This is a genomic window from Meiothermus luteus (assembly GCF_003574085.1).
Taxonomy (GTDB): Bacteria; Deinococcota; Deinococci; order Deinococcales; family Thermaceae; genus Meiothermus; species Meiothermus luteus.
The window spans coordinates 1-23,924 of the sequence record NZ_QWKZ01000007.1 but is presented as its reverse complement, the minus strand read 5'-3'; the positions used below and the strand labels follow the sequence as shown (position 1 = coordinate 23,924).

25 protein-coding genes and 3 pseudogenes are annotated in these 23,924 nt (G+C 65.7%); 17 read left to right on the top strand and 11 right to left on the bottom strand.

Going from position 1 to position 23,924, the window contains the following annotated elements; all coding sequences use genetic code 11:
- Positions 1-8: 8 nt before the first annotated feature.
- Both Mlute_RS01990 and Mlute_RS01985 read right to left on the bottom strand, forming a co-directional pair.
- Positions 9-2,762, bottom strand: a complete 2,754-nt coding sequence (locus Mlute_RS01990; RefSeq protein WP_119359091.1) for a helicase-related protein — start codon at positions 2,760-2,762, stop codon at positions 9-11.
- A 163-nt stretch (positions 2,763-2,925) separates the two neighbouring features.
- Positions 2,926-3,181 (bottom strand): annotated as a pseudogene (locus tag Mlute_RS01985) (TRAP transporter large permease subunit); the annotation flags it as partial.
- Between the two features lie 47 nt (positions 3,182-3,228).
- On the opposite strand from Mlute_RS01985, the gene Mlute_RS15545 reads away from it, so the two are divergent.
- Both Mlute_RS15545 and Mlute_RS01980 read left to right on the top strand, forming a co-directional pair.
- On the top strand, positions 3,229-3,387 hold the full coding sequence (locus Mlute_RS15545; RefSeq protein WP_182482450.1) for a hypothetical protein: 159 nt from the start codon (positions 3,229-3,231) through the stop codon (positions 3,385-3,387).
- On the top strand, positions 3,359-4,921 hold the full coding sequence (locus tag Mlute_RS01980; RefSeq protein WP_119359090.1) for an IS200/IS605 family accessory protein TnpB-related protein: 1,563 nt from the start codon (positions 3,359-3,361) through the stop codon (positions 4,919-4,921). The genes Mlute_RS15545 and Mlute_RS01980 overlap by 29 nt, the downstream gene beginning before the upstream one ends.
- Before the next feature lie 88 nt (positions 4,922-5,009).
- Here the strand turns inward: Mlute_RS01980 and Mlute_RS01975 are convergent, their stop codons facing one another.
- A complete protein-coding gene (locus Mlute_RS01975) occupies positions 5,010-5,780 on the bottom strand; it encodes a hypothetical protein (RefSeq protein WP_119359089.1) in 771 nt (256 codons plus the stop codon).
- Between the two features lie 101 nt (positions 5,781-5,881).
- Positions 5,882-6,826 (bottom strand): annotated as a pseudogene (locus Mlute_RS01970) (IS256 family transposase); the annotation flags it as partial.
- Positions 6,827-6,926: 100 nt separating this feature from the next.
- On the opposite strand from Mlute_RS01970, the pseudogene Mlute_RS01965 reads away from it, so the two are divergent.
- Positions 6,927-7,352, top strand: a pseudogene (locus Mlute_RS01965) (transposase); the annotation flags it as partial.
- Between the two features lie 98 nt (positions 7,353-7,450).
- Here Mlute_RS01965 and Mlute_RS01960 read toward each other — a convergent pair.
- The 4 genes from Mlute_RS01960 to Mlute_RS01945 are packed head-to-tail and all read right to left on the bottom strand — an operon-like array spanning position 7,451 to position 11,937.
- Positions 7,451-8,239, bottom strand: coding sequence for an alpha/beta fold hydrolase (locus Mlute_RS01960; RefSeq protein WP_119359088.1), 789 nt, complete (start codon positions 8,237-8,239; stop codon positions 7,451-7,453).
- A gap of 4 nt (positions 8,240-8,243) precedes the next feature.
- On the bottom strand, positions 8,244-9,023 hold the full coding sequence (locus Mlute_RS01955) for an LEA type 2 family protein (protein ID WP_119359087.1): 780 nt from the start codon (positions 9,021-9,023) through the stop codon (positions 8,244-8,246).
- A 36-nt stretch (positions 9,024-9,059) separates the two neighbouring features.
- Positions 9,060-9,920, bottom strand: coding sequence for a dihydrodipicolinate synthase family protein (locus tag Mlute_RS01950; RefSeq protein ID WP_119359086.1), 861 nt, complete (start codon positions 9,918-9,920; stop codon positions 9,060-9,062).
- 31 nt (positions 9,921-9,951) lie between these two features.
- The gene (locus Mlute_RS01945; protein WP_119359085.1) at positions 9,952-11,937 is read right to left on the bottom strand and encodes a hypothetical protein; all 1,986 of its coding nucleotides are present in this window, start codon (positions 11,935-11,937) and stop codon (positions 9,952-9,954) included.
- Between the two features lie 173 nt (positions 11,938-12,110).
- Between Mlute_RS01945 and Mlute_RS01940 the strand changes: the two genes are divergently transcribed.
- From Mlute_RS01940 to Mlute_RS01900, 9 genes are all read left to right on the top strand, one after another.
- Positions 12,111-13,340, top strand: coding sequence for a LeuA family protein (locus tag Mlute_RS01940; protein ID WP_119359084.1), 1,230 nt, complete (start codon positions 12,111-12,113; stop codon positions 13,338-13,340).
- A 37-nt stretch (positions 13,341-13,377) separates the two neighbouring features.
- Positions 13,378-14,628 (top strand): 3-isopropylmalate dehydratase large subunit, encoded by a 1,251-nt coding sequence (locus tag Mlute_RS01935; protein ID WP_119359106.1) that lies wholly within the window; start codon positions 13,378-13,380, stop codon positions 14,626-14,628.
- Positions 14,621-15,124, top strand: coding sequence for a LeuD/DmdB family oxidoreductase small subunit (locus Mlute_RS01930; protein ID WP_119359083.1), 504 nt, complete (start codon positions 14,621-14,623; stop codon positions 15,122-15,124). The genes Mlute_RS01935 and Mlute_RS01930 overlap by 8 nt, the downstream gene beginning before the upstream one ends.
- Before the next feature lie 21 nt (positions 15,125-15,145).
- Positions 15,146-15,454 (top strand): paraquat-inducible protein A, encoded by a 309-nt coding sequence (locus tag Mlute_RS01925; RefSeq protein WP_119359082.1) that lies wholly within the window; start codon positions 15,146-15,148, stop codon positions 15,452-15,454.
- A gap of 140 nt (positions 15,455-15,594) precedes the next feature.
- Positions 15,595-15,759: a lysine biosynthesis protein LysW gene (gene lysW, locus Mlute_RS01920; RefSeq protein WP_119359081.1), complete on the top strand. Its 165-nt coding sequence runs from the start codon at positions 15,595-15,597 to the stop codon at positions 15,757-15,759.
- A 46-nt stretch (positions 15,760-15,805) separates the two neighbouring features.
- Positions 15,806-16,645 carry a lysine biosynthesis protein LysX gene (lysX, locus tag Mlute_RS01915; protein WP_119359080.1) on the top strand — a complete coding sequence of 280 codons (840 nt, stop codon included), beginning with the start codon at positions 15,806-15,808 and terminating at the stop codon, positions 16,643-16,645.
- Between the two features lie 9 nt (positions 16,646-16,654).
- Positions 16,655-17,239 carry a DUF488 domain-containing protein gene (locus Mlute_RS15820; protein WP_119359079.1) on the top strand — a complete coding sequence of 195 codons (585 nt, stop codon included), beginning with the start codon at positions 16,655-16,657 and terminating at the stop codon, positions 17,237-17,239.
- Positions 17,170-17,616, top strand: coding sequence for a DUF488 domain-containing protein (locus Mlute_RS01905; RefSeq protein WP_220452051.1), 447 nt, complete (start codon positions 17,170-17,172; stop codon positions 17,614-17,616). The genes Mlute_RS15820 and Mlute_RS01905 overlap by 70 nt, the downstream gene beginning before the upstream one ends.
- Positions 17,613-18,323 carry a dual OB domain-containing protein gene (locus tag Mlute_RS01900; RefSeq protein WP_119359077.1) on the top strand — a complete coding sequence of 237 codons (711 nt, stop codon included), beginning with the start codon at positions 17,613-17,615 and terminating at the stop codon, positions 18,321-18,323. The genes Mlute_RS01905 and Mlute_RS01900 overlap by 4 nt, the downstream gene beginning before the upstream one ends.
- Here Mlute_RS01900 and Mlute_RS01895 read toward each other — a convergent pair.
- Positions 18,320-18,877 (bottom strand): endonuclease dU, encoded by a 558-nt coding sequence (locus Mlute_RS01895; RefSeq protein ID WP_119359076.1) that lies wholly within the window; start codon positions 18,875-18,877, stop codon positions 18,320-18,322. The two genes, Mlute_RS01900 and Mlute_RS01895, sit on opposite strands and share 4 nt — an antisense overlap.
- 36 nt (positions 18,878-18,913) lie before the next feature.
- Here Mlute_RS01895 and argC point away from each other — a divergent pair, with 36 nt between their 5' ends.
- From argC to Mlute_RS01880, 3 genes are read left to right on the top strand one after another with little or no spacing between them, the layout of a single operon-like run.
- Positions 18,914-19,954 carry an N-acetyl-gamma-glutamyl-phosphate reductase gene (gene argC, locus Mlute_RS01890; RefSeq protein ID WP_119359075.1) on the top strand — a complete coding sequence of 347 codons (1,041 nt, stop codon included), beginning with the start codon at positions 18,914-18,916 and terminating at the stop codon, positions 19,952-19,954.
- A 2-nt stretch (positions 19,955-19,956) separates the two neighbouring features.
- Positions 19,957-20,493 (top strand): inosine/xanthosine triphosphatase, encoded by a 537-nt coding sequence (yjjX, locus tag Mlute_RS01885; RefSeq protein WP_119359074.1) that lies wholly within the window; start codon positions 19,957-19,959, stop codon positions 20,491-20,493.
- A gap of 10 nt (positions 20,494-20,503) precedes the next feature.
- Positions 20,504-21,313 (top strand): [LysW]-aminoadipate kinase, encoded by an 810-nt coding sequence (locus tag Mlute_RS01880; protein ID WP_119359073.1) that lies wholly within the window; start codon positions 20,504-20,506, stop codon positions 21,311-21,313.
- A 6-nt stretch (positions 21,314-21,319) separates the two neighbouring features.
- Here the strand turns inward: Mlute_RS01880 and Mlute_RS01875 are convergent, their stop codons facing one another.
- Both Mlute_RS01875 and recO read right to left on the bottom strand, forming a co-directional pair.
- Positions 21,320-22,783: a SpoIID/LytB domain-containing protein gene (locus tag Mlute_RS01875; RefSeq protein ID WP_119359072.1), complete on the bottom strand. Its 1,464-nt coding sequence runs from the start codon at positions 22,781-22,783 to the stop codon at positions 21,320-21,322.
- Positions 22,784-22,785: 2 nt separating this feature from the next.
- Positions 22,786-23,484 (bottom strand): DNA repair protein RecO, encoded by a 699-nt coding sequence (gene recO / locus Mlute_RS01870; RefSeq protein WP_182482449.1) that lies wholly within the window; start codon positions 23,482-23,484, stop codon positions 22,786-22,788.
- A 35-nt stretch (positions 23,485-23,519) separates the two neighbouring features.
- On the opposite strand from recO, the gene Mlute_RS01865 reads away from it, so the two are divergent.
- Positions 23,520-23,756, top strand: a complete 237-nt coding sequence (locus tag Mlute_RS01865) for a hypothetical protein (RefSeq protein WP_119359071.1) — start codon at positions 23,520-23,522, stop codon at positions 23,754-23,756.
- A gap of 33 nt (positions 23,757-23,789) precedes the next feature.
- Positions 23,790-23,924: P1 family peptidase (locus Mlute_RS01860; RefSeq protein ID WP_182482448.1), on the top strand; the 135-nt coding region annotated here is incomplete at its 3' end.

Sequence of the window (23,924 nt, the reverse complement as noted above, 5' to 3'; positions counted from 1 at the left end):
AACCTCCTTTAGCTCGGCACAGGGGCCAAGAGGGTGATGGCGAGCAGCTCGGAGCCCAAGACCTCCAGCTGGTCTAGGGCTTGGAAGGCCTGGGGCAGGACGCCGTAGGCCCGTTCTAGGTCCCGCTTTAGGGCCGTTCGTTCGGCCTTTACCCGGGCCAAGGCTTCCTCGGCTCCCCGCTTCCCTAACTCCTCCAGGGGAGCCTTGAGGGCCCGCTCGGCCAAAGCCTTGGCCTGGTCCTGGGCGAGGGGGCGTGCCTTGAGCCGGGCGCGCCAAAGGGCTTCCGCCTCCTCGGGGGGGAGTTCGCTTAGATCCAAAAGGCGCACCGCCCGGCGCACCAGGGTTTCCAGCACCTCGCCGCCCGGTCCGGCGAAGCGGGCCCGGTAGTGGTAAAGGGCGACAGGGGGGGTACCCAGGGGGCCGGGAAAGGCCATGAGGGCGGTGCGGGCCCCGTCCAGGTCCCGGTAGGCCCGGTAGCGCAGGTGGGCTATCAGGTGCTCCACCAGGGGATGGGAGAGGTCCAGCACCTCCACCCCCAGGGGCGCTTCCGGATGGAAGCTGAAGGGGCCAAAGGCGTTGGGCAACCCGGGCACCGCTTCCCCCGTGCCCCGGGTGGCGGTGTAGGGGTCTTCCCCCTCCACGCGCCAGCCCAGGTAGCGGAGCCCGTCCAGCACGAAGGCTTGCAAGACCTGGGGACTCCCGGCCCGTTCCAGGGCTTCTTGAAGGTGGCGCTCCACGTCGGGGAGGCTAAACTCGCTGTGGCCGTAGAAGCCTTCCTGGATGGCCTTCTTTGCCGCCTGCAGCTCTGTGGCCTCTTCCTCGGCAAAAAGGGGGGTTTGCAGCCGCCGTTCGCCCCGCCAGTCCTGGGACCACAGGGCCTCGAGGCGGCGCCGCAGGTAAGCCTCTTCCCCGAAGAAGGCGGGTACCACCCCCAGTTCCTTGCGGATGCGCTCCGCCTTTTCCAGGAGGAGGCGGAAGACGGCCACGTCAAAAGAGCGTTCATAGTAGAGGGTCCGGATGCGGACCACGGGCTCGGGTTGACCGAAGCGGTCAATCCGCCCGTTGCGCTGCTCCAGGCGGTTGGGGTTCCACGGCAGGTCGTAGTGGACCAGCTGGGCCGCGTAGTGCTGCAGGTTGAGGCCTTCGGAGAACACATCCGTGGCCACCAAAACCCCCACCTGCTCCTTGGCGAAGGCCTGGAGCACCTCGTTGCGTTCTTCCTCATCCATCTCCCCGTGCACGGCGAAGACGGGTTGGGGAATGGTCTCCCGAAGCTTTTCCACCAAGTATTCCAGGGTGTCCCGGTAGCGGGTGAAGATCAGGGTCCGGCCCTTCCCGAGCCGTAGCGGGTCCTGGAGCATTTCCCGTAGAACCTCCAGTTTGCTGTCTTTGCGCCAGGTCTTCAAGTGGCGGAGGAGGGCCTCGAGGTAGCCCTTTTCCGCCTGGGCTCGGGCTTGGTCCGCCAAGCTAAGTTCCAGGCTGGCCTCCGCTTCCTCGGGCAGCAAGCGCTCCGGCGCGGTGTCAAACAGGGCCGCCACCTCGTCGGCGGTGGCGTCCATTCCCCCGGCCAGGACGCTTTCCAGGAGGGCCTTACGCCGTTCCAAACTCCTTTGCAACGCCCGGGGGGAACTGGTGGCGCGGCGCATCAGGTGCATGGCGAGCCAGCGCCCGAGAACGGGCACCTTGGCCGGGTCGGGGTCGTAAACCTCCGCTTGGTAGCGGCGCACCGCCTCAAAGAGTTCCAGCTCGGCGCGGTTGGGCTCCACCGCCACCTCCTTGGTGTCCCGCTCCGGAAAGGGGCTTTTTTTGCCTTCCTTGCGGAACCACTCTTCCACGTCCTTTCGGCGGCGCTGCACCACGTGCTTCTTGGCCGCTTCCCGGTCCAGGCTTCCCCCTTTGAAAAGCCCCAACTCCCGGGCGTCCAGGTGTTCCAGGAGGCTATAGAAGCTTTCCGTGTAGCCGTTGTGGGGCGTGGCGGTGAGGAGGAGGAGGTGGGGCACCCGGCGGGAAAGCTCCCGTACCAGGCGGTAGCGCTCCATCTGCTTGCCCTTTTCCGTGGGGGGGCGGGCGGCCATGTGGGCTTCGTCCACCAAAAGGAGGTCCCAGTCCTGCAAGAGGACCAGGTTCCGGACCTCGTCCTGTTTGGCGTAGTCCACGCTGGCGATGACCCGGTCAAAGTGGGCCCAGGGGTTTGCTCCCGGGGGGAGGGTGCGGGTGAGGCGCTTCAGGTTGGGCCCGGATAGGATTTCAAACTCCAAGTGGAAGAAGCGGCGGAGCGCCTCTTGCCACTGGGCGAGGAGGTGGGCTGGGGCCAGGACCAAGACCCGTCGGGCCTTGTTCCGCAGAAGGAGCTCCTTCACGATGAGGCCCGCCTCCACGGTTTTGCCTAAGCCCACGTCGTCGGCGATCAGGAGGCGCACCTCCGGCAGCCTCAGCGCCATGAGCAAGGGCACGAGCTGGTAGTTGGCGGGCACCACCCGCGAGCGCTGCAGGGCCAGGAAGGGGGCGTCGGCGTGGAGGGTGGAAAGCTCTAGGGCCCGGAGGAGCAGGTCGTGCAGGGCGGGATCCCCAGGGGTGGTGGGGGGAAGCCCCAAGGAGGTGAGTTGGAGGGCTTCCCCTTCCAGCGGGAGGTAGAAGAGGGCTTCCTCATCGGTGTCCACGGCGCGGGCAAAGAGCACGTCCCCGTGCCGGCGTTCCAGGCGGTAGTCGCGGCCTCGAGCCCGAAACAAGGTCCCGGGTTGGAAGGAGTCCACTGGGTTCACGTTGGCCCTCCTTTGGGTAGGGGATGGGAAAGCACCTTGGGGGCACGGTAAAGCGCCCCATGCCAGCCAACCCAGGAGGGGGATGGCGTTCTGGCCCGTCCAGCCATGTTCTAAATCCTAGTACCTTGTGGGCCAGGCTTCCACAAAAAGCGACACTTCTGGGCTAACCCCCCGTCATGGTGCGGGGAAGCCAGGTGGCGAGCCCCGGGAAGGCCACCAGTAGGGCCACCATGAGGAGTGAGGACCCCCATGAAGGGCAAGGCGTAGCGGGCGATCTGGAAGAGGTCCTCCCCGGTGAGGGACTGGAGGACGAAGAGGTTGAAGCCCACGGGAGGGGTGATCTGGGCCAGCTCCACCATGAGCACCAGGTAGACGCCAAACCACAGGGGATCCACCCCGATGGCCTTCACCACGGGGAGGTGCAAACAGTTGAGCAATAACAGCTTTGGGCTACAATAGCCCCCAGATGCCCCTGCTTCTCCTTACAGCCCATCAGTTCAGGGAGCGCTACGGCATTCACCGCGACACCCCGCGCGCCTGGGAACGGCATAAAGTTTCCCGCTTCGCCGCGCGGACGCGCGTCAGGAGGCGGCGGGATGCCCAAGGGCAAGGACAAGAACGCTAGCGCCTTCCGAGGCGTCCAGGCCAAGCTCCACCTCCCCTCCCAGGAGGACCGGAAAGCTCTCCTGGACCTCATGCGGAGGTTTTCCTCGGCCATGCGCTTCGCCTACCAGAGACTCTTGGAGGGGCACAGCCGCGAGGAGCTCAAACGGGAAGACGGCCCCCTCTGCCAGCTCTTCCGCCTCAACACCCGCTACGCCGACGAGGCCATCCTCAAGGCGCAAGGGGTCCTGGACTCCGCCAGGGAACGGGGTGTAGACCCCCGCGCGGTGGTCTTCGGGCGAAGGGGCCTCTTTGAGGGACTCAAGCGCAAGCACCTCTCGGGGAAGCGGCTCCTCCAGCTGAAGCGGGAATGGCGGGAGAAGCGCCAAGGTTTGCTCTACAGCAGGGGAGACCGGAGCAAGGGGGGCAACCTCAACCTGCGGCTGGAGGTGGAGGACGGGGCCCTCTGGCTCCGGATCAACCTTGGGCACCGCGCCCACATCCGGGGTTTGGTCCTCACCTCCCACCCTCAACGGAACGCCCTGGTGGAGCGGGCCCGGCTGGGAGAACCCTACAACGTGGAGCTCAATCTCCGGAACGGAGAAATCCACGCCCACTTCACCTGGCAAGAAGCCTTGCCTCCCATCGTGGCCACGAAGGAGCGGGGCGTCTTGGCCCTAGACGCCAACGCCCACCCCTACCACCTGGCCTTAGTGTTGGTCAGTCCCGATGGGGAACTCAGGCACCACTCCACCATCCCCCTGAATGAGGTGGACAGGGCCTCCAATCGTGGGGCCAAGGAGATCGCCCTCTGGATGGCGGCCCACCAGGTGGTGGACCTCGCCCTCTCCCGGGGGGTAGCGATTGCCACGGAGAGGCTCAAACACCTCCGGAAGTCCAGGAGGGGGGATGGCTCTGGGAGGTGGTTCAGGAGGAAGCAGCACCGCTTCGCCTACGCCTCCCTCCTCCAGAAGGTCCACACCCTGGCGAGGAAAAAGGGTGTCCAGGTGCTGGAGGTGAACCCCCAGGACACCTCCACCCTGGGCATGCTCAAGTACGCCCCCCTGCTTTCCCTCTCCAAGGACACCGCTGCCGCTCACGTGATCGGCAGGCGGGCCCTGGGCCTCAAGGAGGAGCTTCCCCAAAGCTACGGACGCCTGCTGGAGGACCCCACCTTCCAATCCGACGCCCAGAGCTTCTACGAGGGGTTGCTCAATGACCTTTACGGGCGAAAGGAGGGTGAGAACAACCCGTACCTGAAGCGAAAGCCCGCGAGAGAGATCGGTAAGACCAAACAAGCTTTAGGTCTTCTGTCAAGCCTTCGGAGCTCGCCGGGGAGCCAGCGGGGGTCAACCGAGGGAAGGAACCCCCCTGGCGCCAATCCCTGGAGGGTTCTGAGGGTAGGCCTCTTTCTTCCCCTCCTTGGGCGGGAGGTGCCGAGGGACCTCTCTCCCCTCAAGCCCATCCTCCTTGGGGGATCGTGGGAGGGGGGAAAGGCGAGGCTTAGGTCCTCACCCTGGGGGAGGGCCCAAAGCGCTAATGGGCGCTTTGGTTGACCAGGGTGTGGGTTTTTGCGGGGTGTTCGGGTGGTGCAGGCTTTGAGGTAGAAGGGCCTAGCAACCGCCTCAGAAGGAGAATGAGCCTCTAGGGCTTCTCTGGAGGTAGCTTGCGGTTGGTGCTCAGGTCAAACGCCGAGACGCTTCGTAAAAGGGCTTCCTCGTTTACCAAGAGCCATTTCCTGACCTCAAAAGGAGCGTTCCGCATTAGCCAATCCTTGGCTGCGGCTCCGCGACCAATGACCAAAGCGTTGGCCCAGTAACCCAGGGCGTTGCCCTTCATCGCTTCCAGATCGCCTCGTTTCTTCCCCTCCAGAAACCCCTTCCGGTAGCGTTCCATCTCTCGCAGGCTCAGCCTGGGAAAACGCCGTGTGGCCTCGTAGAATACCATTCCATCATAGGCGTAGACCCGAACCACTCCCGGGGAGAGCGCAAACGGGAGGTCGCCAAAATAGCTGTAGATGCGAGTGAGGACCGGCTCGGAGCGGCCGTCCCCATCTAGGTCCCGAAGCTCAAAAACCCCATCCCCCAATTCCTCGTAAAGCAGGTTTCGCAGCTCCCCCTCCTGGCTGAAAAGGTAAAGGGTAAGGCAGCAGTGAGCTCCACCCGAAAAATCCGTGACCAAGAGTTCCCTCGGGGCCTTGCCTGTGACTTCCACAAAGGAGGCGCTGAGCAACCAGCCCTCGATTTCCACCGCTGTGCGCCCGCCCGCCAGAATTCGGGCCACCTGGCCTCCTCCAGGGCTTCCTTCTATGCGCACCGTGTAGCTACCCCAGGGGAGGGTTTTTAGAGGCTTCTGGGCAAGGCCTGAAAGGCTCAAGACCAAGGACACCAGGACAAGGGAAAGGGGGAACTTCACGACGTCATTTTACCCCCTTAGAGGTCAGGCTTTTCCCCTTGTTCCAGGTGGTCATGTCAAGAGTTATGTGTCAAGGTCTGTGTACGGGGGGCATACCGCTCCTAAAGCATCCGCTCCAACACCTCCCGCGCCTCGGCAAACCCTTTCAGCCTTCGCTCCCCCCACCTCCCCTCCAGATGCTCCCCCTCCAAGTACAAAAGCTTGAACACCGCCTCCGGCCGAGGAAACTTGTGGTCCCGCACCTTCGTCCCCCGCCTCACCTCTCGGATAAACCGCTCCATGAGGTTGGTGCTCCGCAAGTACGGCCAAAGCACCCTTCCACCAGGCCGCCACCAAAGCGGGGTACTTGCCCCCCCAAACCTCCCTCAACCGCTCCAGCGCCCCTAAAGCCTCCCTCCGGCTCTCCGCCATGTAAACCCCCCGCAGGTCCTGGGCCAGGGCAGCCCGGTCCCGAGACCGCACCTGGTGCACCACGCACCGCTGCCACCCCGCCAGGGGATACACCCCCGGATGGCCTCCTCTATCCCCGGTAGGCCATCGGTGATGAAGAGCAAAACCCGCCGCAGGCCCTTCCCCCATAGCTCCAGCAAAACCCCCTCCCAGGCCGAGGCGTTCTCCGTGGGCAAAAGCCAGAAGCCCAGCACCCGCCGCGCCCCATCCGGCGTCACCCCCAGGGCCACGTACACCGATTCCCGCTCCACCCCAAGTCCCTCCCTCAGCACCTTCAGGGAAAACCCATCCAAGTACACAAAGGCCATCTCCTCCGGTAAGGGTCTCCCACAGTAGGCCTCCGCCTTCTCCAGCACCTCGTCCGTGATGGCGCCCTTGGTCTCGTGGGTGTAGCGGTGGCCCAGGAGGAGGCTCATCCCCTCCGCCGCCTTGCGCTGGGTGACCCCGGCGGCGTCCAGGGCCACCGCCACCTCCCCCACGTCCACCTGGCGGCGGGCGTAGGGCTGGAGGAAGCTGGGGTAATACTGCCCTTCCCGATCCCGGGGGATGGCCCGTTCCACCTGGCCGAAGGGGGTCTCCAGCTTGCGGGGGTGGTGGTCGCTTCCCGTAGCAGGGCTTGCAGGGTAGACGGGTCCATGGGGTACCTCCTCTCTAGCTTCTGTGCCCCCCCTTTTTTACACAAACCCTTACACATACCTGGAGTGGCTCCATGCTCAGGGCTGGTTTCTCGTGACGAGACTCAGGGCTAACCGATTGCTGGAGGGTATCCAGCTGAAGGGACTTTCTTTTGCGGTGCAGGTGGTGGGTCGAGGGAGGGGGTTTTATGCCAGTTCCGCTGTGGACTCGGAGGGAAAGAGGACGGTGGAGGTGTACCGGTTGCGGCAGGGGATTGAGGAGGTCTTCCGGGGATTGCAGCAGGAGCTGGGGTGGAAGGGGCACCGACACTGGCGCCGGGCTAAAGTCTTGGGGCATCTGGCCTTGGGGCTGGTGGCCTATGGGCTCATCGAGTGTCAGCGAGAGCGGCTGAAGTTGAGTTTCTACCAATGCCGACGCAGACTCATCGCAGGTAAGCTGAGCCTGGATTTGAGCCCTCTGTTATCGCTGCAGGTGGAGGCCGCGTAAGTCCAGTTCGAGGAAAAGTTGCTGGCGATCGCACGAACCGACACTGCCCAACAAAGCGCTGCAGCGGGCGGGCTGACACCCGCCGATGAGCGCTAGCGTTACCTTATGTTTCGCAGGAAATCTTCCACCAGCCCCAGCACCAGGGCCTCCTTTTCCCGGTGGGGCACGTGGCCGCAGTCGGGCAGCAGCTCCATGCGCGCGGGGCCCTGCACCCCCTCTACAATGCGCTTTGGGAAGGCCAGGGAGCCGTACTCGTCGCGGTCGCCGTGTAGGGCCAGCACGGGGCAGCGTACCCCTTTCAAGCAGGGTTCCAGCGTCCAGCCCCGAAACCCCGGCGCGAGCCAGACCCCCGTCCAGGCCTCCAGCACCCAGCGGGCTTTTTCGCCGTGCCAGCGCTCCAGCCGGGCGAACTGGGTGGGGTCTTGGAAGCCCTGCTGGGCGGCCCGGATGCCCTGTAGGGTGCGCTCTTCCACAAAGGCCTGGGCCGCCTCGGTAATCACGGCACGGCAGCGACCCGGCTGATAGGCGGCGATGCACAGGGCCATGGCGCCCCCCACGCTGTGGCCAAAGAGGATGTATTCCCTGAGCTCGAGCCCCTTGGCAATAGCCGGAAAGTATAGCCAGGCTTCCTCGAGAATAAAGCCCAACGAAGGGGGCTTGGTTCTGGGCGAAGACCGTCCAAAACCCAGCCGGTCGTAGGCCCAGACCTCCCGTCCGGTGGCCTGGGCCAGCGCCGCGGGAAACCCGCGCCAGAGCTCCACCGAGCCCAGGGAGTCGTGCAGCAGGACGATGGGGGCCTTGTGTGATTCTGCCAGTGCCCACCGCCGGGCGAAGACCTGGCCGCCGGGCACCTCTACCCAGCGGTCGCTTACAGCAAGCCCCCGCATCTCTTTACCGCAGGACACCTTGCAGAACCTGGGGCACCGGGCGCTCTAGAACGCCGGGGATGCGCGCGCTGAGGCCCAGCTCCACGCTCACCCCCCCCGTGCCTGGCACCCCCGAGAAGCCCAGCCGGACCTCTCCTCGGCTGCGCCCGCCTGGGCCCAGGCCAAAGCTGAGCCCACCCTCGGCCACGCTGCGCCCGCCCACCAGGAGGCGGAGGGGGCCCTCCAGCGTGAAGCCTATGGGGTTGGGGTTTTCCGCCTCCAGCACCAGCCGGATGGATAGGCCTTCCAAGCGAGCCTCAACGAGGCGGAGGGTGGGCGGCTGGAAGGTGAACTGGAGGCGCACATCGCGGTCCACCAGGGTTAGGGGGCCGATGGGCACCACCGCCGGGCCCAGCCGGGCCCGCAGTTCTCCTAGCAGGCGCAACCGGGTATTCTGCCCCCCCAGCAGGCCGGCCAGCACCCGGGCGCCCTCCACCACCGGGGCGCTCAGGCGGGTCTGGGCTTCGCGGCTGGCCCCTGGGGGGATTTCTAGGGCGGGGAGGGCCAGGCGGAGCTGAAGGCTGCCTAGCTCTGCGGTCAGCGCGCTTTCCATCAGAGGCAGCGCGAAGGGGTTGGGGTTGGTCAGGCGGAGCCGCAGGTCAAACTCGGCGCGCCCGCTGAAGGGGTCTAACGAGACCAGGCTGAATTGCAGGAGCTCCACCTGAGGGGGCTGCGGCTGAGTAATCCGGGGGGCGCAGGCACCGAGCAGGGCGAGGCATAGCAACCACCAGGTTCTTCGGCTCATGCTTTGAGCTTACCGGATGAGGCGGAGGGAGCTGGGTTATTCCACCGTCCAACTCCTCTCCCGGAAAGCCTCCAGGAGGGGCTTAAAGGCGGGCCAGGCCGGGCTTTCGCTGGGGTAGGGGGGCCGGGGGTAGCCCCCAGGCAAGCCCAGGTAGCGCAGGGCTTGTTTGAGCAACACAAAGCCTCCCTGGGCCAGCACCCGGCCGAAGGGCTCGAGCTCGGCCTGCAGGGCTTGGGCCTCCCCCACCTTGCCGGCCTGCCACAGCTCGAGCAGCCGCTTGTAGGGCTTAGGGGCCAGGTTTGCGGCCGCCAAAATGCCCCCCTTCGCCCCCAGGGCCAGCGCGCCCAAGAAGGTAGGGGCGTGCCCTGTGTAAACTTCCAAGGCCAGCTTTTGCGAGGCGTAGAAGGCCAGCCGAGAGAGTTCACCGCTGGAATCCTTGATCCCGGTGATCCTGGGATGCTGGGCCAACTCAGCCACCACCGACAGCGGAAGTTGGGCCTTGGTGTTGGCCGGCACGTGGTAGAGCCAGACCTCGCTTTGGCCCGCCTCGGCCAGCCCGCAAAAGTAGCGCAGCAGCCCATCCGGCCCCAGGCTGGCCTCGTAGTAGCGGGGGGGTGTGGCCAGCACCCGTGCCCCTAGGCCTTCGGCCTCTGCCAAAGCGGCGGTCGCCTGGGCCAGGGTTTCCTCCATAAGGCCCACCAGGACGGGCTTCTTTGGGCTTTGGGCCGCCAGCCCTTGGGTCCGCTCCTCGCGGCTTAGGTGCACTCCTTCGCCGTTAGAACCGTAGAAGAGCAGGCCGTCCACATGGGGCTCAATGGCCTGGGCCAGCTCGCGGAAGGCCTGGAGGTCAAACCGACCCTGGGGGTCAAAGGGGGTGGGTAGGGGAGGGATGATCATGTCAAGGCCATTCTAAGGGCCTTGGCTGAGGTTAGCTGCGCCGTCGGTAGACCAGGGTCAGCCAGAGAACCAGGTGGGCGCCCAAGGCCAGCAGGGCCAGGGCCAGGCCGGGGCCTGGTTCAAAGCGCCAAAGCCACACCCCTGCGCCAAAGACCAGCAGCACCAGCACCCCCCAGCCCTGGCTGTAGGTGGGGCTTCCCGGGAAGAGGAGCTGGACGGTGCGGCGCCAGACAACCCCATCCTGGGTGTTTTGGGGCCGTGGTAGGAAGAAGCACAATAGGTGGTATAGGGCTAGGAGCGCGGCCAACCCGGCCGCCCCCCAGGCCCAAAGGGGGGAGGGCCACAAGGGGAGGTCGTGCCAGACCTCGAGGAAGTTGGCGACAAAGTTGTGCAGGTGGCTCAGACCGATGGCTGCGATGATAACCCGCGGGGTAGGGACGGCTTCGCGGGCCACCCCGGCCTCGTGGTAGACCCCAGTCCAAAAGTCCCCCCCAAGGCCCAAGGCCTCCCGCACGGGGGGGGCGTGGGGGGCCTGCCGGTAGGCCTGAGCCAGGGCGGCTGGGGTTCCACGCCCCAGCAGAACATGGGTCCAGGCCGGGGCGGTTTCGTAGAGGCGGCGGGCCTCGGCAGGGTTTTCCTGGGCCAGCGCGTAGGCCAACAGCCCCCGCGCGGGGCCGGTATTGGCCAGGTTGCGCAGGGTTTCCTGGGCGGCGCTCGAGCGCAGCGTGCCCCGGTTGAGCTCCTCCTGGGCGGCGAGGGCCTCAGCGCGGCCTAGGAAGCCCCAGGCCAAAAAGGCCAGGATGGTCAGCCCGAACAGCAGGAGCAGCAAGGCCCGCTCTCCTAAGGTGGTGTAGGCCAGCACGCTGTGGCGAAGGCGCAGGAGGGGGTGCCGCAGCCAACCCAAAAGCCACCCCCCGCTGGGGCGCACCCCCCGGAGCTGGGCGGGGAGGTAGAGCAGGCTCAGGTAGAGGACCATCAGGAGGTAAAGCCCACCCAGAACCCCGGTGAGCTGGGCCAGGTGGGCCGAGGTCAAGGGTGGCTGCCAGCCGGCCACTGCCCGCAAGGCGTCGCGGTAGCGCTCGGCCAGGTCGGGCCGCCCTTGGGCCTCGAGCCAGTCGGCCTGCTCCAGGAGCACGGCTCGAGCCCCAGGGAGCTGGGGCAGGTACTTTAAGAAGAACTCCGACCAGACCAGGCTTTTCTCCAGCCCCTCCTGTCGCGCAGCCCGGACCCGCATCAGCCAAGGCTCCAGCCAGCGCAATGCGCCGGTTCCCCAGGCCAACTCGGGCCGATGGCCCCTTTGCAGTAGGTCGCGCCCGACGGCCTCGAGGTCGTCCGGGCTTAGGCTGCTGGCCTCCCGGGTGAAGTAGTACCAGTACGGCCGCTGGGCCGAGGTGGGCGCATGGTCCTTGAAGTAGTCCTGGAGGATCGAGAGGCTTTCCCAGCGGCCCTCGTAGGGTTTTCCGGCTAAGGCTGCTAGGCTCAGCCGGCGCCCGTCCTCCAGGAGCACCGCAGGTTCGGGGTCCGTCTCCAGGGCCCGTACCTCGGCCGGGGGAAAGTGTTCGGCCACCACCCGGGGGGTCTGCAGGTCAATTTCCAGTACCAATGGCCCTTGGGCGATGAAGGCCCGGGAACCCAAAACCTTGGGGCCGATCCAGGGACCTGAGAGGGGCAGCTTCCAACCTCCCACCACCAGCCCATCCGCTTCTAACTGGGGGGTAGGTAGGGGAGTCTGGAGGGTTACGCGGGTCTGGGCCTCCACCCTCCGCCCCTGAAGCTCCACGCTGATTCTAAAGACCCCGGCCCTTGGGGGGGTCCAGGTGAAGGTGAACTGCCCACCCGGGGCTTCCAGCACCGCCTGGCTGCGGCCCGTATCCGACTCTATGGTGAGGGTATGGCGGCCCGGGGGGAAGTCGGCGCCCTGAATCTCCAAAGGCACCCCTACCCGGGCTTCTGGGGCCACCGTGAGGCTTTGGGCCAGCGCCAGCCCCCCCAGGAGAACTCCGGCTGTCCAACGCATGGGGCCATTTTATTCCAGGGGCCTGGGCAGGTTGACAGCCTCGGTATACCGATTTTACACTTGCGGTATGCTTATACGGGCTAAAAAATCCAGCGCCGGGGGCTAGCGCACCGCTAGTTCGCGCGCTTGCGTAGCCCGGCCCGCAGAGGAAGCGGGCGGTTTTTTTTAGGCCTATGCAGACAGACCAGCGCATCGTAATCGTAGATACCACCTTCCGCGACGGCCAGCAGTCGCCGCTCCTGTTTGACACGGAGAAGTACCGCTTTTCTCTGGAGGAGAAAAAGCAGCTGCTCGCAGGCCTAATCGAGCTGGGGGTGACCCATTTTGAGTTTTTCTCCCCGGTGGTGGGCGAGGCCGAGGCCGAGGACGTGCGGGAGCTGATCGCCTACGCCAAGGAGCTTACCCCCAAGCCGCTTCACTTCTTGGGGCACTGCCGCACCAACCTGCTTGATGTGGAGAAGGCCCTCGAGGTGGGCTGCAACGGCCTGAACCTGTACCTGGGGGTCTCGCCCTTGGCCCAGCGGCACAACGCGCAGAAGTCCTTGGACGAGGCGGTGGCCCTGGCCGAGGGGGTGCTGCGGGAGGTGCGGGCGGCCTACCCCCAGATGTACCTGCGTTTTAGCGCCGAGGACGCCTTCCGCACGCCTCTGGCGGACCTCTTCCAGCTGTACGATGTGGTCTATCCCTACGTGAACACGCTGGGTCTGCCCGACACGGTGGGCATCGCTGAGCCGGAGGACGTGGCCCAGGTGGTCTCTGCCCTGCGCGAGCGCTACCCCAGGGCCGCGCTCGAGGGCCACTTCCACAACGACCGGGGTCTGGCCCTGGCCAACGTGTTGGCCGCGGTGCGGGCCGGGGTGCGCTACATAGACGCCTCCATCTGGGGTTTGGCCGAGCGCTCGGGGATTCCCTCGGTCACGGGGGTGCTGTTCAACCTGTCCAAGCGCTATCCGGAGATCAAGGAGGAGTACAACCTGAGCCAGTGCTACCCCCTGAACGTACTGATGGCTTCCATCCTGGGCACCCTGGTGCCCTACACCGAGCCAGTCTCCCTCACCAACCGCACCCATACCGCCGGGGTGCACCAGAAAGCTGTTCTAAACGAGAAAAAGGTGTACGAAGCGCACAACCTGCACGACTTCGGGGTAGACAAGAACCAGCTCCTCCTGGGGCCCCTATCGGGCTGGAACCTGATTTACTACTATCTAAAAGAGGTGGAGGCCTTTGAGATTACCAAGGAACAGGCCAAGCGCATCGCCCAGGAGTTCAAGAGCCGCACGGGTGAGATTGGTCGGCGGAAGAAGCCCGAGGAGCTCTTGCGGGAAATCGCCCTGGCCCACGGCCTCTCCCGGCACCCCATTCCGGAGGAGGTGCCCACCGCGCGGTTGGAGAACCTGGACTGAGGGCTAGGTGAGCGAGCCTTTGTTGAGAGGTGAGAAGATGGGCCTGACGCTAGCCGAAAAAATCCTTTCCCAAAGGGCCGGCCGGGAGGTTCGGGCCGGCGAGCTGGTGGTGGTGGAGGTAGACCAGGTGATGGTGGTGGACTCCATTGCCGGGAGCTTCTTCAAGCGGCTTCAGCAGCTTGGGGCCGCTCCGCGCTTCCCCGAGAAGGTGGCCATCGTGATTGACCACGTGGCCCCGGCGGCCAATGTGGAGGTGGCCAAAGCCCAAAAAGAAATCCGCGAGTGGGGCAACCGGTATGGCTGCCGGGTGTTTGATGTGGGCCGGGGCATCTGCCACCAGGTCTTAGTAGAAGAGGGCCTAGCCCAGCCGGGGGGCATCGTGCTGGGCTCGGACTCGCACTCCACCACCTACGGTGGGATTGCCTGTTTTGGCAGCGGGATGGGGGCCACCGACATCGCCCTGGCGGCGGCCTCGGGACGCACCTGGCTTAGGGTACCCGAGACGGTCAAGGTGACCTTCCGGGGGCGGCTGGCCCCCGGAGCCACAGCCAAGGACGCAGCCCTGGAGATGGTGCGTGTCCTCACCGCCGACGGGGCCACCTACATGAGCATTGAGATACACCTCTTGGACGGGGCCGAATCCCTCACCCGCAGCCAGCGCCTGACCCTGGCCAACCTCACGGTGGAGGCCGGAGCCAAGTGCGGGCTGGTGGTGCCCAGCGGCGAGATTCTGGAACTCTACGACGTGCCCACCTGGCTCTACCCCGACCCGGATGCGGTCTATGCCAAGGAGGTGGAGATTGACCTCTCCACCCTTACCCCCCGGGTTTCGGTGCCCTTCTACGTGGACAACGTGGAGGAGGTGGCCGCGGTCCGGGGCAAGAAGGTGGACCAGGTGTTCGTGGGCACCTGCACCAACGGGCGCCTGGACGACCTGCACGAAGTCGCCGCCATCCTCAAGGGCCGCAAGGTGGCGCCAGGGGTGCGGATGCTGGTGATACCGGCCTCTTCAGAGGTGCTCGAGGCCGCCGCTGCCGACGGTACCCTGCTCACCTTGCTGCAGGCCGGGGCCACCATCGGTACCCCCGGCTGCGGGCCCTGCATGGGGCGGCACCAGGGGGTGCTGGCCCCTGGGGAGGTCTGCGTGAGCACCTCCAACCGCAACTTCCGGGGGCGGATGGGGGCGGCGGACGCCGAGATTTACCTGGCCAGCCCCAGGGTGGCGGCGGCCACGGCGGTAGCGGGGTACATCACCACCCCGGAGGAGCTGGAGGTGGCCCGTGCCTAGGGTCTGGAAGTTTGGCGACGCCATCAACACCGACGACATCCTCCCCGGCAAGTACGCCCCCTTCATGGTGGGGGAGGACAAGTTCCACACCTACGCCTTTGCCCACCTGCGCCCCGAGTTCGCCTCGGGGTTCCGCCCGGGGGATATCCTGGTCTGTGGCCGGAACACCGGGCTGGGCTCCTCCCGCGAGTACGCCCCGGAAGCCCTGCGCAAGCTGGGCCTTAGGGCCATCATTGCCAAGAGCTACGCCCGCATCTTCTACCGCAACCTGGTCAACCTGGGCATCCTGCCCTTTGAGGCGCCGGAGGTGGTGGACGCGCTTCAGGACGGCGACGAGGTGGAGCTGGATTTGGGAAGGGGGCTTTTGCGGCATGGGGAGAGGACCTATCAACTCACCCCCCCGCCCGATTTTCTGCTGGAGGCCCTGAAAGAGGGGAGCATCCTGGACTACTACCGCAAGTACGGCCGGTTTCCCGGGGAGGGCGGAGGAGGGTAGACTGAGGGGGTTGAGGTCTATATGGAAGACCTAGAGGTAATCTGCCCGGTGTGCCGCGAGCCCAACTTTATCCCTCCCGAGGACCTGGAGGAGCTTACCCCGGAGGACTACTTTGAGTGTGAGTCCTGCGGGGCCTACCTGCAGATTCTCTCCACTGACCCTTTAGAGGTGGTGGTGATTGAGGATGGCGAGGAGGGGCTTTTCGTGGACTGCCCGGAGTGTGGCTTGACCTTTGAGCTAGAGGGCCGGGAGGAGGCGGTCTGCCCAGAGTGCGGCCACCGGTTCACGCCCGACTGGTCGGAGCTGGAGGAAGAGGAGGAGGATTACTGAACCTAACCCGGTCTGCCTGGTCGTAGGTCGGGCAAGCCCTTCGCAAAGGGACCCTGGGTGAGGGAGAATCTGAGGGGCACCTGGCTGCCATTCCTTGGGGTCAGGCCAGCGCCCAAAGAGCGAATCGGAGGAGATGGGAGATGACGGCCGAGTGTGTGGAGTGTGGAAGCGAAGTGGAGCTGAGCAACCCTGAGCTAGGAGAACTGGTGGTCTGCGAGACCTGTGGGGCGGAGCTCGAGGTGGTGGGCCTGGAACCCCTCAGGCTCCAAGCGGCCCCCGAGGAGGCGGAGGACTGGGGGGAGTAGCGGGGTTTCTAGCTGGTTTGGGAGCTGATTCCCCCTGTTCTTTGCTATGCTGGCCATTCTCTACGACCGCATCCGCCCCGACGAGGAGATGCTCTTTAAGGCCGCCGAGGGGCTGGGCATTCCCTTCAGGAAAATCTACGCCAAGCAGCTGCCCATGAGGCTAGGGGAGCGGCCCCCGGAGCTACATGGCATCACCTGCGCGGTGGAGCGCCTGGTCTCGCAGAGCAAGGGCCTAGCGGTTTCGCGCTACCTGAAAAGCCTGGGGATTCCAGTGGTGAACGCGCCGGAGGTGATTGAGGTCTGCGGTGACAAGTGGGCCACGAGCTGTGCGCTGGAGGCCCACGGGGTGCCCCAGCCCAAGACCGCCCTGGCCACCGAGGTCGAGGAGGCCCTGAGGCTCATCGAGGAGCTGGGCTACCCGGTGGTGATGAAGCCGGTGGTGGGGAGCTGGGGCCGCCTTCTGGCCAAGGTGAACGACCGGGACGCAGCCGAGGCCCTGCTGGAGCACAAGGAGGTGCTGGGGGGCTACCAGCATCAGCTCTACTACATCCAGGAGATGGTCAGGAAGCCCGGCCGCGACATCCGGGCCTTTGTGGTAGGGGACACCTGCATCGCGGCCATCTACCGCACTAGCGAGCACTGGATTACCAACACCGCCCGAGGCGGCAAGGCCTCCAACTGCCCTGTCACGCCCGAGCTGGCCGAGCTGGCCGTGCGGGCGGCCAAGGCCGTGGGGGGTGGGGTGGTGGCGATAGACCTCTTTGAGAGCGAGCGCGGGCTTTTGGTCAACGAGGTCAACCACACCATGGAGTTCAAGAACTCGGTGAGCACCACCGGGGTGGACATTCCAAGGAAAATCCTGGAGTACGCCTGGGGTCTGAGGTAGATTGGGGCTATGCTCTACACCATCGGCCACTCCAGCCACAGCCCAGAGCGGTTTTTGCAGCTTTTACGGACCCACGGAGTAGAGGTGCTGGCCGATGTGCGCTCGAGCCCTTTTTCCCGGCACTTTCCGCACTTCAACGCCCCTGAGCTAAGGGCCTTGCTGAAGGGGGCTGGCATCCTCTATGTGCCCATGGGCCAGGAGCTGGGAGGGCGGCCCCAAAGCCCCGACCTCTACGATGCCGAAGGGCACGCCGACTACGCCAAGATGTCCAAGACGGAGGCCTTTCGCAGGGGGCTGGGGAGGCTCCGGCAGGGAATGGAGCGGTACCGGGTTGCCCTCATGTGCAGCGAGGAGAACCCCAGCGAGTGCCACCGCCGCCTGCTGGTGGTGCGGGTTTTGTGTGACGAGGACCCTGGGCTATGCGCGCAGGTGCTCCACATACGGGGCAATGGCGAGCTGCAAAGCGAGCAGGAGCTTCGCCAAGAGGAGGCGTTGGAGCAGCCCCTGTTTGGGGAGGTGCGGCCTTGGCGCTCACCAAAATCTATACGGTTGGCTTCACCCACAAGACCGCCGAGCAGTTCTTCGAGCTTCTAAGGCGGCATGGCGTCCGGCGGCTTCTGGACGTGCGCCTAAACAATACCTCGCAGCTCGCAGGGTTCAGCAAAAAGGCGGACTTGGCCTACTTTCTGAAGCAGATTCTGGGGGCTGACTACCTGCACGAGCCGCTGTTGGCCCCCACCGAAGGCCTCCTCAAGGCCTACCAAAAGGGGAAGATAAGCTGGGCGGAGTATGAGGCCGGTTTTCTCTCCCTGATGCGGGAGCGGCGGGTAGAGCAGCGCGTTGACAGAGGTTGGTTCTCGCGCCCCACCGTCCTCTTATGCAGCGAACCCACCCCGGAGCGCTGCCACCGCCGACTGGTGGCGGAGTACCTGGCCCAAAGATGGGGCGATTTGGAGGTGGTTCATCTTTGAAGCTGGTCGTTACCCACCTAACCCGTATGGGCTATCCGAGGGTGTGCGTGGCAGGCATTGAGCTGGCGTCTGGCCGGTATGTCCGGCTGGTGACGAGGAAGGAGGAACCGCTGACCCTCGAGGCGGTGGATTCAGGCCTGTTTCGCTTAGGGCAGGTGGTTGAGCTGGGGGCTTACAGGGTGGGGGGGAGGCCCCCGGAGGTGGAGGACTGCCATTTTAGTCTAGGGAAGGCTCGAGCCGTGGAGCAGCTGACCCCTAAGGAGTTCTGGTCCATTCTGAAGGCCTCTGCCCGGGAAAGCCTCGTTGAGGTGTTCGGGGATGGGCTTCGCCCGCACCGAACCACCCTGGCCCTCCCCGTAGGTGCTGGAAAGGCCTCATTGGGCGACCTGGCGGTAGAGGGCCTTCGCCTTAGGCTGGAGATGCGCGAGAACCAGCCCAGGCTGCGGGCGAGGTTTAGGGTTCCAGACTTTCTGGAGGAGCTTAGCGTTGCCGTGACCGACCTGCGTTTTTACAAGGCCTACGGGGATAGCGGCGTGTACCGCTTGGATATAGGGAAGGTCAACTGGGTCAACCACGCCTTGCGCAAATCGCGGGTGATCCTGAGCGTGGGGCTGAGCCGGCCCAAGGCTTTAGGGGGACGAGAGCCCTTGCACTGGCTCCAGGTCAACGGCATACATCTAGAATCCGACCCTCTTTGGCCGGGCTAGGGCCGGGCCCGGCTCTGCCCGGTGGCCAGGCCACCCGCAATCAGGTGGGCCGCCCGCAGAGGCTCGGGGAGGCGGGAGTGAACGGCGAGGCGCCGAATGACCCGCTCGGCCTGCTCCAGGGTGAGCCCGGCCCGCTGCACATAGACCCCGGCCACCGCCTCAACAGGCCCGGCTTTTTGAATCAGGGCCCATTTCCGCTGGCCACCGCGCACCTTACGCAGGGCGGCCTCTATAGAGGGAAGATTGGGCTTGCGCCGTAGAACCACCAGCACCGGCAGGCCCAGGTTATCCGAGAGCGCTCGGATGTCCACCACGTTGAACCCAGCCAGGGCGATGCCCTGCAGCAGCACCAGCCGCAAGCTGGGGTAGAACTTGGAGCGCCGCACCAGCTCGGTCAGAACCGGGGTGCTGTTGCGCCCGTCCTGCCGAACCTGGCCGCTCAGCACGCCTTCCAGCCGCAGCCCGTTGTACACCACCCCCACCACCCGCACGTTGCCCTGATGGCGCTGGAAGGGGGCATCGTCAAAACCGATGGCGTAGGAAAAGGTTTGCATAAGGGTGTTTATCAGGTATTCTAGTGCGTTGATTGTATGGGCGAGAAGAAGACCGTTTCGATTGTGGGGGGCTCGGGCTACGCGGGGGGGGAGTTTCTGCGGCTGGCCCTGGGGCACCCTTACCTCGAGGTCAAGCAGGTCACCAGCCGCCGTTACCTCGGCGACCCCGTGAGCCTGGTGCACCCTAACCTACGGGGCCGCACCAACCTAAAGTTTACAGACCCAGCCAGCCTCGAGCCCTGCGACATCCTGGTGCTCGCCATGCCCCACGGTGTGGCCGCCAAGGAGCTCGAGAAGTACCGGGGCCTGGCCCCCATTATCCTTGACCTCTCGGCGGACTTCCGGCTGAAAAACCTGGACCTGTACAAAAAATACTACGGCGAGGACCACCCCCGCCCCGACCTCCTGGGCCAGTGGGTCTACGGCAACCCTGAGCTCTACCGCGAGGCCCTCAAGACCGCCGACCGCATCGCCTGCTGCGGCTGCAACGCCACCGCGGTCATCCTAGGCCTCTACCCGCTCGTGCGGGAGGGCCTGCTGGCGGCGGGGCCCATCTTCGCTACGGTGATGATCTCCACCAGTGCGGCCGGGGCCGAGCCCAGCCTGGCCTCGCACCATCCCGAGCGCGCGGGCAGCCTGCGGGCCTACAAGCCCACCGGGCACCGCCACACCGCCGAGATTCGCGAGCACCTGCCCGGAAGCCCCGAGGTCCACCTCACCGCTGTGGCCACCGACCGGGTGCGCGGCATCCTGATGACCGCCCAGACCTTTTTGCGAGCGGGCTTTACCGAAAAGGATGTGTGGGCGGCCTACCGCAAGGTGTATGGCGCGGAGCCCTTCATTCGCATCGTAAAACTCAAAAAGGGCATCCACCGCTACCCCGACCCAGCGGTGGTGGAGGGCACCAACTACTGCGATGTGGGCTTTGAGCTGGAGGAGGACACCGGGCGGCTGGTGGTCATCTCGGCAATTGACAACCTGGTCAAGGGCACGGCGGGGCATGCCATCCAGAGCCTGAACGTGCGGATGGGCTGGCCGGAGACCTTGGGCCTCGAGTTCCCCGGCCTGCACCCCTAGCCATGGTCGTCGTGGGAAGCACCAATCCAGCCAAGCTGGCGCCTGTGCGCTTGGTCTTCGCCGAGGTGTTCCCCGGGCTGGAGGTGCACGGGGTGGAGGTGCCGAGCGGAGTGCCGGAGCAGCCCATCGGCTACGAGGAGACCCTGCTGGGGGCACAAAACCGGGCCAAAGCGGCCCTGGCCCAGCCGGGGGCGACCTGGGGGCTGGGCCTCGAGGCCGGGGTGGAGTTCAACGCACTGGGGGCCTGGCTTTTCAACGTGGCCGTGATCCTGCGGGCCGACGGGCGGTGGGGGGTGGCCCGGGGTGGCTCGGTGCTGCTGCCGCCGGCGGTGGCCGAGCGGGTGCGCGCAGGAGAAGAGCTCGGGCAGGTGATGGACGACCTGGTGGGCCAGAAGGGCACCAAACGGGGCGTGGGGGCGGTGGGCATCCTGACCCTCTCCCGCCTCGAGCGGGTGGAGTTTTGGCGGCACACCCTAGAGCTGGCCCTGCCCCCCTTTTTGCGCCCGGAGCTGTATCCCCAAGGTATGATGGGGCTTTAGAGGTTGGCCGATGATTGTGGTAAAGGTAGGGGGTTCGGAAGGCATCAACTACGAGGCCGTGGCTAAGGATGCAGCAGAGCTCTGGAAATCGGGCCAGAGGCTGATTCTTGTCCACGGCGGCAGCAGCGAGACCAACAAAATCGCCGAGGCCCTGGGCCACCCCCCGCAGTTCCTCACCCACCCGGGCGGCCTGACCAGCCGCCTCACCGACCGCAAAACCCTGGAAATCTTTGAGATGGTCTACTGCGGCCTGGTGAACAAGCGCATCGTAGAGCTGTTGCAGCGGGAGGGCGTGAACGCGGTGGGCCTCAGCGGGCTGGATGGGCGCATCTTTGAGGGCAAGCGCAAGGAGGCGGTCAAGTACCTCGAGAACGGCAAAATCAAGATTCACCGGGGGGACTACACGGGTTCGGTGGAAAGGGTGAACACCGCCTTGCTAACCCTCCTCTTGGAGGCGGGTTACCTGCCGGTACTCACGCCGCCGGCGGTCTCCTACCAAGGCGAGGCCATCAACACCGACGGCGACACCGCCGCGGCCATGCTGGCCACGGCCTTCAAAGCCGAGGCCTTGCTGCTTTTGTCCAACGTGCCGGGCCTGCTGGCCAACTTCCCTGACGAGTCTAGCCTGATCCAAGAAATTCCGGCAGCCCGGGTGAACGACCCGCAGTACATGAGCGTGGCCCAGGGGCGCATGAAGAAAAAGGTGCTGGGCGCGGTGGAGGCGGTTCAGGGAGGGGTGGGCCGGGTGGTCTTTGGCGACGCCCGGATAGAGAACCCCATTTCGGCGGCGCTGGCGGGTAGGGGGACTGTGGTGCGCTGAAGGGCTTTAGCGGGGGGTCTCGAGCCGGCTTCCTGGGTAGAAGTGCGCCAGAATTTGCCGGTAGCCGTAGCCCTGGCGGGCCAGGCCCAAAGCGCCGTACTGGCTCATCCCCACCCCGTGGCCCAGGCCTCCACCCCAGAGGGTAAGGTAGAGCAGGTTTCCTTGAGGGTCGCGCTCCTCCGCTATGGCGAAGGCGGCGCTGGGCAGAAGGGGGAAGTTGGGGCGGGGCGGGCCCTGCCAAAGCTCGAGCAGAACGTCTTCACCGCCGCTTAAGGCTTTGCTGGGGCGGAGCAGGGCGCGGATGTGGGACTCCCGCCGCACCACGTAGCGCCCGGTGCTGGTGGTGATCTGAAGCGCGCTCACGTAGCCCCCTCGGCCCCGCTTCAGCACCGCCACCTCCCGCAAGCGGCCCAGGCTGAACCCAGGAGCCTCGGGCGGGAGCGCACCCTCTAGGGTTTCCACGTACTCAGGGGCCGTCCGGGCCCGCTCGGGCAGGGTCTGGCTTAGAAGCCGCTCCAGCTCCGGGCGTGAAAAACGCACCCGCCAACGCCAAAAGGGCGATTCGGCGTCGAAGAAGCCCGCTGGGTTCCAGTTCTTAAAAAAGACCTGGGCCTCTTCTTCACGCTTGAGCGGCCCGGCGGATAGAATCCCTTGGGGGCGGGGCCTTAGGTAGGGCAGGGAAGGGCGTTCGGGCCAGACCTCCTCAATCCCGGCGGTGAACCCTGGGCTGGTGGAGAAGTAGAAGGCCTGGATAGGGGCTCCAGAAAAGGTCAGCACCTGGCCTCGAGTCTCCTCCACCGCCCTATCGCTGGCGGGCCTGGGAGGGGTCAGGTTGTAGGCCTGCTCGCTGACCGAGTCGCTCAGGTCGGCCCCAAACCGCCTCCAGAAGCCTTCGCTCTTCTGCCGGCTATAGGCGTAGGTGCGGGCTGCGACGGCCTGCGCTTTGAGGGCCTCTGGGGGGAAGACGGGGGGCATCTCGCTGGGCAGGACCCGCTTCAGGTAGTCTTCAAGGCCCACCCGGTTGACCAGCAAGAACCCCTCGGCTCGAGCCTCGAGCCAGAGTTCCCCCGGGTAGGCCGGGCGGGAAGGGCCGGGGAGGAGTAGGCGAAAGCCCACTGGTCGGGCCGGGTCGGCCGGGCGCAGCCGCACAAAGGGCTTTAGCTCCAAACGCAGCCCCTCAAAGTAGGCCACCACCACCCCTTGGTGCTTGCGGATGAAAAGGGGTCGCTCCGAGTAGAGGGTGACCACCGGCTGTAGCTGGTTGGGGCTGGAGCCGCTTAGGACCTCCAGGGGTCCCCCCACGACGGCCACGCCCAGCTCGGGAAAGATATGCCGGCTGAACCTCTCCTCCTCCTGGTAGGAGAGGAGCACCCGCACCTCCGGTTCGGGGGGAGGAGGCTGGGGCCGCGGTGGACCTAGGGCAGCCCACAGCGTCAGCAGCACCCCACCCACGAGAATCCAGGTGTACATTCTTATTCTTGCCCCCCTCGAAGGCCCTCTTGCGGTGCTAGGAGGGTCGTGGTCCTCAGGTCACCCACCGCGTAGCGCACATGGGCCAGCAAGGCCCGCTGCAGCCGCTCCAAAGGCCCCGCCTCCAGCACCTGGACCGCCTTGGCGCCGGGCCTCCTAAGGACCGCGGTAAGCACTTCCATCCCTTCAGCACCCAGGTATACCCCTTTTCCCTCACAGCGCTCACCTTCCCAAAGGTAAAGCCCCTTTCCCCCCAGGTTGGGGGCCAGCCCCACCGCTTTGAGCACCCGCCAAGCCGACCAAAGGAAGGGCACCTGGGGCCTGGGGTGCTTGGCGATGCCCCTCAGCCCGGCAATAAGGAGGGGCCAGACCCGCGGGGCGGCCTCGGGGGAGGCGGTCTGGTAGGCCAGCTCGGCCAGAAAACAGGCCAGCGGGAACCGCTCCGGGGCCTCCAGGCCCATAAGCCGCCCCACCAGCTCCACCTGGGTCAGGGTGGGCAGCTCGTTGCCGGGCTTCTGGTAGACCTGGTAGCGCAGGTGATGAAAAAGCGAGAGCCGCCCGCTGCGGCCAGTGGGCCGCTGGGCCTTGCGGGCGATGGCCTGGGCGGCCCCCTGAGGCCCCACGAAGAGGAGGATGACGTCGCCCCCAGGTAGGGGTTTCCGCCCCACCACCAGGCCCTCGGCCATGCGGTAGCGCTCCACGGCTTACATGCTAAACCTTGTGCTATCCTGAAGCCATGAACGAGCGCACGCTGCAAGATATCCTCGAGTGGATAGTGCTGGGCCTGCTCATTGCGGTGGCGGTGCTGGTGGTGCTGTGGGTGGGGGGCTGGCTCTTCACCTTTTTGGGCTCCCTTCTCAAAGGCCTGGCCGGCCTGGTCTGGGCCCTCTTGCGCGTGCTGGTTCCGGTTCTAGTCGTGGCCGCGGCGGTCTACTTTGTGGTGCGCCTTATCCAAAGGCCCAAAACGGCCTAGAAGCTGCCCCTGGGGGGATGCCAAGCCTCGTTCATGCGCCCTGGCCCCCACAACGCCATCACCGATGTTCCCAGGATCCAAGTAGGCCACCACACCGACCTGGAGCACCTTACTGGGGTTACGGTGGTCTATCCCCAAGGGGGGGCGGTGGCGGGGGTGGATGTGCGC

Coding starts and splice junctions, on each gene's coding strand:
- Mlute_RS15545 (WP_182482450.1), top strand. CDS start 3,229: ATGCCCCTGCTTCTCCTTACAGCCCATCAGTTCAGGGAGCGCTACGGC.
- Mlute_RS01980 (WP_119359090.1), top strand. CDS start 3,359: ATGCCCAAGGGCAAGGACAAGAACGCTAGCGCCTTCCGAGGCGTCCAG.
- Mlute_RS01960 (WP_119359088.1), bottom strand. CDS start 8,239: ATGCGGGGGCTTGCTGTAAGCGACCGCTGGGTAGAGGTGCCCGGCGGC.
- Mlute_RS01955 (WP_119359087.1), bottom strand. CDS start 9,023: ATGAGCCGAAGAACCTGGTGGTTGCTATGCCTCGCCCTGCTCGGTGCC.
- Mlute_RS01950 (WP_119359086.1), bottom strand. CDS start 9,920: ATGATCATCCCTCCCCTACCCACCCCCTTTGACCCCCAGGGTCGGTTT.
- Mlute_RS01945 (WP_119359085.1), bottom strand. CDS start 11,937: ATGCGTTGGACAGCCGGAGTTCTCCTGGGGGGGCTGGCGCTGGCCCAA.
- Mlute_RS01940 (WP_119359084.1), top strand. CDS start 12,111: ATGCAGACAGACCAGCGCATCGTAATCGTAGATACCACCTTCCGCGAC.
- Mlute_RS01935 (WP_119359106.1), top strand. CDS start 13,378: ATGGGCCTGACGCTAGCCGAAAAAATCCTTTCCCAAAGGGCCGGCCGG.
- Mlute_RS01925 (WP_119359082.1), top strand. CDS start 15,146: ATGGAAGACCTAGAGGTAATCTGCCCGGTGTGCCGCGAGCCCAACTTT.
- lysW (WP_119359081.1), top strand. CDS start 15,595: ATGACGGCCGAGTGTGTGGAGTGTGGAAGCGAAGTGGAGCTGAGCAAC.
- lysX (WP_119359080.1), top strand. CDS start 15,806: ATGCTGGCCATTCTCTACGACCGCATCCGCCCCGACGAGGAGATGCTC.
- Mlute_RS15820 (WP_119359079.1), top strand. CDS start 16,655: ATGCTCTACACCATCGGCCACTCCAGCCACAGCCCAGAGCGGTTTTTG.
- Mlute_RS01895 (WP_119359076.1), bottom strand. CDS start 18,877: ATGCAAACCTTTTCCTACGCCATCGGTTTTGACGATGCCCCCTTCCAG.
- argC (WP_119359075.1), top strand. CDS start 18,914: ATGGGCGAGAAGAAGACCGTTTCGATTGTGGGGGGCTCGGGCTACGCG.
- yjjX (WP_119359074.1), top strand. CDS start 19,957: ATGGTCGTCGTGGGAAGCACCAATCCAGCCAAGCTGGCGCCTGTGCGC.
- Mlute_RS01880 (WP_119359073.1), top strand. CDS start 20,504: ATGATTGTGGTAAAGGTAGGGGGTTCGGAAGGCATCAACTACGAGGCC.
- Mlute_RS01875 (WP_119359072.1), bottom strand. CDS start 22,783: ATGTACACCTGGATTCTCGTGGGTGGGGTGCTGCTGACGCTGTGGGCT.
- Mlute_RS01865 (WP_119359071.1), top strand. CDS start 23,520: ATGAACGAGCGCACGCTGCAAGATATCCTCGAGTGGATAGTGCTGGGC.